The sequence below is a fragment of the Microbacterium lemovicicum genome (assembly GCF_003991875.1).
Lineage (GTDB): Bacteria > Actinomycetota > Actinomycetes > Actinomycetales > Microbacteriaceae > Microbacterium > Microbacterium lemovicicum.
The window spans coordinates 2,457,449-2,464,524 of the sequence record NZ_CP031423.1 but is presented as its reverse complement, the minus strand read 5'-3'; the positions used below and the strand labels follow the sequence as shown (position 1 = coordinate 2,464,524).

The 7,076-nt window shown below is 71.3% G+C and carries 4 protein-coding genes; all 4 read left to right on the top strand.

Going from position 1 to position 7,076, the window contains the following annotated elements; all coding sequences use genetic code 11:
* Window positions 1-12: 12 nt before the first annotated feature.
* The 4 genes from CVS47_RS11595 (at window position 13) to CVS47_RS11580 (ending at window position 6,975) form a co-directional block, all read left to right on the top strand.
* Window positions 13-4,518, top strand: a complete 4,506-nt coding sequence (locus CVS47_RS11595; protein ID WP_127096218.1) for an FtsK/SpoIIIE domain-containing protein — start codon at window positions 13-15, stop codon at window positions 4,516-4,518.
* A 113-nt stretch (window positions 4,519-4,631) separates the two neighbouring features.
* Window positions 4,632-4,925 (top strand): WXG100 family type VII secretion target, encoded by a 294-nt coding sequence (locus CVS47_RS11590; RefSeq protein ID WP_241240132.1) that lies wholly within the window; start codon window positions 4,632-4,634, stop codon window positions 4,923-4,925.
* A gap of 120 nt (window positions 4,926-5,045) precedes the next feature.
* A complete protein-coding gene (locus CVS47_RS11585) occupies window positions 5,046-5,264 on the top strand; it encodes a hypothetical protein (RefSeq protein ID WP_127096217.1) in 219 nt (72 codons plus the stop codon).
* A gap of 10 nt (window positions 5,265-5,274) precedes the next feature.
* Entirely contained in the window at window positions 5,275-6,975 is a 1,701-nt protein-coding gene (locus CVS47_RS11580; RefSeq protein WP_127096216.1) for an ABC transporter substrate-binding protein, read from the top strand.
* Window positions 6,976-7,076: the final 101 nt, after the last annotated feature.

Sequence of the window (7,076 nt, the reverse complement as noted above, 5' to 3'; positions counted from 1 at the left end):
CAGGAGACATCCGTGAGGCTCAAGCTCACCCTGCGACGTCCGACAGGCGACCCTGTCGACATCGTCATCACGACCGACTCCACCGCCACGACGGGCGACGTCGCACGGCACGTGGCCATGGCCGACCCGACCCGGTCGATCCCGGTCGCGGAAGGCGACGTGCTCACCCTCGCGGTGGCGCCGCCCACCGGGGAGCGATTCGTCACGCTGCAGCCGGACGTCCCCATCGGCGAAGCGCCCATCGGGTCGGGCTTCGCAGCATCCATCGTCAATCACGGACGCGACTACCGCGCCGCCGATCGGCGTGAGAGCGCCGGCGTGCTCGTGGCCGTCGCCGGAGCGCTCGCGGGCCAGGAGTTCCCCATCGCCGCCGGGACCGTCTTCATCGGGCGGGAGCCCGGCAACGACGTCGTGCTCGTCGACCCGATGGTCTCGAAGCGTCACGCGCGCCTCGAGGTCGGCACGCACATCGAGGTCGTCGACCTGAACTCCGCCAACGGCGTGCTCGTCGACGGGATCGCCGTGCAGCGCGTCCGCGTCGAGGAGGGGGAGCCGTTCGTCATCGGCGGCACCACGCTCGTGCTGCGTCTCGCGCGCTCGTTCGACGGATCCGGGGCGGAGGAGCCCATCATCGAGCGCGGCGGCGGACTGCTGTTCAACCGCAGCCCGCGCGTGGAGGTGCGCTACCCCGGCACGCTGTTCAAGATCCCGCGGATGCCCACCGAGAAGATCGGGCGGATGTTCCCGTGGCCGATCCTCGTCGCGCCGATCCTGATGGGAATGGCGCTGTACGCGCTGAACGGCAACCCGCGGTCACTGCTGCTGATCGTGATGACGCCGCTCATGGCCTTCGGCAACCTCATCAACCAGTCGGCGCAGAGCAAGAAGGGCGAGAACCACGAGATCCTGCTCTTCGAGCGCCAGTTCGAGAAGCTCGAGGAGGACTTCTTCCACGGCAAGCCGGAGGAGGAACTCGCGCGCAACGCGGAGGCGCCGCCCGTGGCCGAGATCTTCGACCAGGCCATGCGCCTGGGGCCGATGCTCTGGACCCGTCGTCCCGAGCACTGGAACTTCCTCGGCCTGCGCCTCGGCAGCTGCCGCCTCCCGGCGCGCAACAGCATCGACGAGGCCGAGAGCCCGGAAGGCCTGCCGGACTTCATCGACCGGGTCGACCGTCTGCGCGAGCGCTACGCCTTCGTCGACGACGTGCCGGTGTTCGAGACGTTCGTCGACGCCGGCTCCATCGGCATCGCCGGTCCGCCGCAGCCGGTGGCCGACGCGATGCGCGGTCTCGCGGTGCAGCTGTTCGGCCTCCACGCCCCCAACGACGTCGTCGCGGTCGCCTTCGCCGACTCCACCTGGACGCCGGAGCTCGACTGGCTGACCTGGATGCCGCACACCTCCAGCGACAAGAGCCCGTTCCGCGACATCGCCCTCGCCGACTCCGCCCCCACCAGCGCGGCGCTGCTCAGCACCCTCGAGGAGTACGTGCAGCGCGCCGAGGCCGCCGCCGGCGGAGGCGGGGAGCCCCGCGGTCCCTTCAAGGAGGACTGGAACCCGCTGCTCTACGGCACCGACGTGTCGCGGGCGGCCGACGAGCACAAGAAGACCCCGGCCCTGTCGGTCATCGTCTTCGTCTCCAGTGACGCCCCGGTCGATCGCGGCCGGCTCCTCGACGTGCTCGAGCGCGGCGCCGACCACGGCGTGCACGCCGTCTTCGTCGCGCCGACGGTGGAGTCGCTCCCGGCCGTCTGCCGCAGCTACATCGACGTCACGGCCGGCCTCGAGGACGCGGAGGTCGGGCTCGTGCGCAACGGCGAGAACTTCGCCCATGTGCGCGTCGAGGGCGTCTCGCACGCCTACATGGAGATGCTCGCCCGGCGCCTGTCGCCGGTGGTGGACGCCAGCACCGGCGTGCACGACTCGTCCGACATCCCGAACTCCGTCATGTTCCTGCAGCTGGTGGATCCCGCCATCGCGGAGGATCCACAGGTGGTCATCGAGCGGTGGCGGCAGAACAACACGATCGTCGACAGGTCCGCCGCCCCGCGTCCGCGACTCAAGAAGTCGGGCACGCTCCGCGCCATCATCGGGCAGGGCCAGAGCAACGCGATGGTGCTCGATCTGCGCACCCACGGCCCGCACGCCCTCGTCGGCGGCACCACGGGCGCCGGCAAGTCGGAGTTCCTCCAGGCATGGGTGCTCGCCATGGCCGCCGCGCACAGCCCCGACCGCGTGACGTTCCTCTTCGTCGACTACAAGGGCGGGTCGGCCTTCGCCGACTGCGTCGAGCTGCCGCACTGCGTCGGACTCGTCACCGATCTGAGCCCCCACCTCGTGAGTCGCGCGCTCACCAGCCTCCGGGCAGAGCTGCAGAACCGGGAGCACCTCCTCAACCGCAAGAAGGCGAAGGACCTCCTCGAGCTCGAGAAGCGCCAGGACCCGGAATGCCCACCGGCGCTGGTCCTCGTGATCGACGAGTTCGCCGCCCTCGCCTCGGAGATGCCGGAGTTCGTCGACGGCGTCGTCGACATCGCCCAGCGCGGACGCTCCCTGGGCATCCACCTGATCATGGCGACCCAGCGACCGGCCGGCGTCATCAAGGACAACCTGCGCGCGAACACCAACCTGCGCATCGCGCTGCGGATGGCCGATGAGGCCGACTCGCGCGACGTGGTCGACGACCCCATCGCCGCGAGCTTCCCCGCGACGATTCCCGGCCGGGCGATCGCCAAGACCGGCCCTGGTCGTCTCGTACCGTTCCAGTCGGCCTATGCCGGCGGCTGGACCACGGAGGACGACTCCGACACGGCCGACGTGCGCGTCGCCGAGCTCGGGTTCGGCGCGCGCGGTGAGTGGGAGCCCGATCGGCCGGCCGACGCCGACGCGCACCTCGAGGACCTCGGTCCGAACGACCAGAAGCGCATCGTCTCGACCCTCATCCGCGCGAGTGAGCGTGCCGAGCTGCCGCGCCCCCGGCGCCCGTGGCTCGACGATCTCCCGCCGCTGGTCGATCTCCTCGATCTGCCGAACGAGGGCGACACGCGCATCCCCCTCGCACTGGTGGACGTGCCCGAGAAGCAGCTGCAGCAGTCGGCGGTGTTCTCTCCCGATCGCGACGGCTCGCTGGTGATCTACGGCACGTCGGGCTCGGGCAAGTCGACCCTGCTGAAGACCATCGGCACGGCGGCGGGCATGCGCCCGGACCTCGGGCGGGTGCAGGTGTACTGCCTCGACTTCGCGTCCGGGGCCCTCGGCGCGCTCGCCGCCCTTCCGCATGTCGGCTCGGTCGTCGACAGCTCCGACGTGGAGCGCATCCAACGACTGCTGCGCACGCTCGACGGGGAGATGGACCGCCGGGCGGCGGCGTTCTCGGCCGCCAGCGCCGCCTCCGTCCAGGAGTACCGCGAGCTCAAGGACCCGCGGATGCCGCGCATCATCCTGCTCGTCGACAACTACCCCGAGTTCAAGAAGGACTGGGAGGTGGCTCCCGGACGCGGCCCGTTCTATCGGATCTTCATGCGGATCCTGGGGGAGGGCCGCACCCTGGGCCTGCACACCGTCATCACCGCCGACCGCGGCAACGCGGTCCCCAGTGCGGTGGCGGCGAACATCCCGCGGCGTGTGGTGCTGCGCATGGGCGATCCCAGCCAGTACATGCTGCTGAGCGTGCCGCGCGACGTGCTCGACGAGCAGTCGGCGCCCGGTCGCGCCGTCGTCGACGGCCACGAGGCGCAGATCGCCGTGCTGGGCGGAACGGCGAACGTCGTCGAGCAGACCAAGGCGCTGCACGCGCTCGGCGAGCGGCTGCGCGCCGAAGGCGTGCGCGACCTGCCCGAGATCGGTGCGCTGCCCACGATGGTCACGGCCGACGAGATGCCCGCGCTGGCGGACGGGATGCCGGTCTTCGGCATCGCCGACGACACGCTGGCCCCGCGCGGCTTCGAGCCCGTCGGCTCGTTCGTGATCTCCGGGCCGCCGGCATCCGGTCGCACGAACGCGCTCAAGGCGCTCGTCGTGGCGATGGAGCGCTTCGATCCGCAGGTGAAGATGTACCACTTCGGCACCCGCCGATCGGAGCTCAAGGACTTCCGTCCGTGGGTGCGCAGCGCCATCCGCCCCGAGGATGAGAAGGAGCTCGCGACCGAGCTCGCGGAGCTGGTCGTCAGCGACGCGCCGGGAGGTCGCATCCTGATCGTCATCGAGGACATGCCGCACCTCGCCGACGGGCCGGCCGACCGGCCGATGCGAGCCCTGCTCCAGGCGATGAACAACAGCGACCACCTGCTCCTCGGCGAGGCGGAGATCTCGCGCGCCAGCGGCAGCATCGGCGTGCTGGGGGAGTGGAAGACGGGCCGCCAGGGCATCGTGCTCAAGCCCGACACGTACGACGGCGAGTCGGTCTTCAAGCTCGCCTTCGGCCGCGTCAAGCGGTCGGACTTCCCCGCGGGTCGCGGCATCTTCGTGCAGGCCGGACGCGCAGTCACGCTGCAGATGCCACTGGTCCCGGACGCCTGATGGGCAGAGGTGCATGGGTACCACTCCCCGTGTGCCGATTCCGGATCTTTGGCTAGCCTCGACACCAGAGGGGCCACAGGGCCTGGACACGACGAAAGACGGAGGCGGTTCTCATGGCCGGACATGATTTCGGAGCAACGTACAGCGAGATGGAGAGCGCCGCTGCGCGCCTCCGGGACGGGCGCAGCACCGTCACCGACACCCTGAAGGAGCTGCAGGGCGTCATCGACGACCTGGTGCAGGACGGGTTCAAGACGGAGAACGCCTCCGACGCGTACTCCACGGCCTACGGCGAGCTCACCTCGTCGCTGGATGACGCCGCGGAGGCCGTGAACGACATGGCCGACGCGCTGGACCGCATGGCGGACTCCATCCGCGACAAGGACGCTGAGCTCGCGGGCGGCTGAGCCCCCCGAAGCCGACGGATCGTGGCCCTGGTCTCCGGACCGGGGCCACGACGCGTTCCACCGCCGGGGAGCCGGCGGCCGTGTTGATTAGGATCGTGGAGTGAACGGGGAGCAGAGCAGATGAGCGGTGGGCAGGCCTACTGGTACAACCTCTCGACGCAGGCGGTCGAGCGTGCGGACGCCCGACCCTCCGAGGACACCCTCGGGCCGTTCGCCTCCGCCGCCGAGGCCGAGGACGCACCGGCTCTCTTCCTCGAGCACGCCCGCGCGTGGCTCGAGAGCGAGGAGAGCGAGCGCTTCCGGGAGATGGCCGAGGGCGACGACGTCGATCTCGCGTGAGACCACGCCCATGAACGCGCCGCGCCGTCTGACGGCTGTGCTGCTGAGCGCCGTCCTCGTGCTGGGGCTGGCGGCCTGCGCACCGGGTCTTCCCGAGACGGTCGTCCCCGGCACGACGGTGACGGCGGGGTGGAGCGGCGAGCTGACCTCCACGAACGCGGCCGCGGATCCGACGTCCGGCAACGTGGATGTCGCCGCCGCCACCCGCGCCGGCTTCGGACGCGTCGTCGCCGGGGAGTACGTGCCCGATCCCACCTTCGGCACCGTCACGATCGTCAGCGAGAGCCCGTTCACGGTCCGCTACGACCTCGCCGAGCCGACCTGGTCGGACGGCATCCCGCTCGACGCCGCGGATCTGCTGCTGGGGTGGGCCGCAGCATCCGGACTCCTGACACGGGATGCCGCGGGTACCGGATCGACGGATGCGGGAGCGGATGTCGCGGTCCCCGTGGTCGACGAGTTCGCCCGATCGATCGACGTGACGTACCCGCAGCCGATCTCCGACTGGCAGCAGCACATCGACGTGGCGGTCCCGGCACATGTCGTGGCCGCGCGCGCCTTCGGCCAGGACGACCCGATGGAGGCCAAGCAGGCGCTCCTGAAGGCGATCCGCAACCGGGACCCCGCGGCGATCGCACCGTTGATCGACGTCTGGCACGACGCGTTCGTCGTGCCGGAGGAGGGCGAGCCGGAGAGTGACCTGCTGCTGTCGAGCGGGCCGTTCCGGGTCGATTCGGTCCAGCGCGACGCGGAGGGGCAGAGCGTGACGCTCGTGCCCAACGCGTCGTATCGCGGTCCCGTGGCGCCGAAGGTGGCGACCATCGAACTCGTGCCCGCGGGGGCCGATCCGGTCGGGGAGATCGGCGGTCGCCTCGACGTCGCGCAGGTCGCACCGGTTGCCGCGAACGCCGCCCCGCTAGACGCCCTCGAGCGACGGGACGTGCCGATCGCCACCACCCACGACGGCACCGTGTGGGCGCTGCTCCTGCGGCCGGCCGGTCTCTTCGCCACGCCTGCGGCGCGCGCGGCGTTCCTCCGGGCGATCCCGGCGCGGACGCTGATCGAACGCGGCGGCGGCGACTGGGCGTCGAGCTACACCAGCTCGTCGTCGATGCTCACCGCTCCCGGCACGCGCGCCTACGACATCGCGACCGAGGACTCCGGCTTCGACGCCGCCCTCACCGGGGCCGACGACGCCGCGGGCGAGCGCACGGCGGCGGGCGTCGCCGCCGGAACCCCGGTGTGCGTGCTCTTCGACCGCCGCAGCGAGTTCGCCGCCGGCGCCTTCGCCGGCCTCCGCGACGCCGCGCGGGAGGCCGGCTGGAGCGCGATCGACTGCGGCAGCGACGATGTCGATGCGGCGGTCGGCCAGAACGGCTGGGATGCGGTGATCACGCGCGTGCCGATCCCGCAGAGCGCCGGCGACATCGCCGCCCAGTGGGGCACGGGCGGCTCCTCTCCGCTGGTGGGCGTCGCGGACGCCGAGCGCGACGCGCTCATGACACAGCTCGCCCAGACCACCGACGTCTACGCCGCGCGCGACGTGCGCGCTCAGATCGAGGCGTCGATCGTCCGCGCCGCCGTGGCGCTGCCCATCGCCGTGAATCCGGTGATCACGGTGACCGACACCGCTGTCACCGGCGTGACGCCCCGCGACGGCAACGCGGCCCCGCTCACGTGGGACGTGGCCCAATGGGCGGTCGTGCCGTGAGCCGGCTGCGTCGCTGTGACGGAGACGGTGGTGGGGAGTGGTCCCCATCGTGCGCCGTCGGCCGTGCTTCTAAGGTCGTGGATGTGGAGGTGCAGCCGTGG

What these genes read in the sequence shown, in the direction of transcription:
- CVS47_RS11590 (WP_241240132.1), top strand. Translation starts at nt 4,632, where the DNA reads ATGGCCGGACATGATTTCGGAGCAACGTACAGCGAGATGGAGAGCGCC.
- CVS47_RS11585 (WP_127096217.1), top strand. Translation starts at nt 5,046, where the DNA reads ATGAGCGGTGGGCAGGCCTACTGGTACAACCTCTCGACGCAGGCGGTC.
- CVS47_RS11580 (WP_127096216.1), top strand. Translation starts at nt 5,275, where the DNA reads ATGAACGCGCCGCGCCGTCTGACGGCTGTGCTGCTGAGCGCCGTCCTC.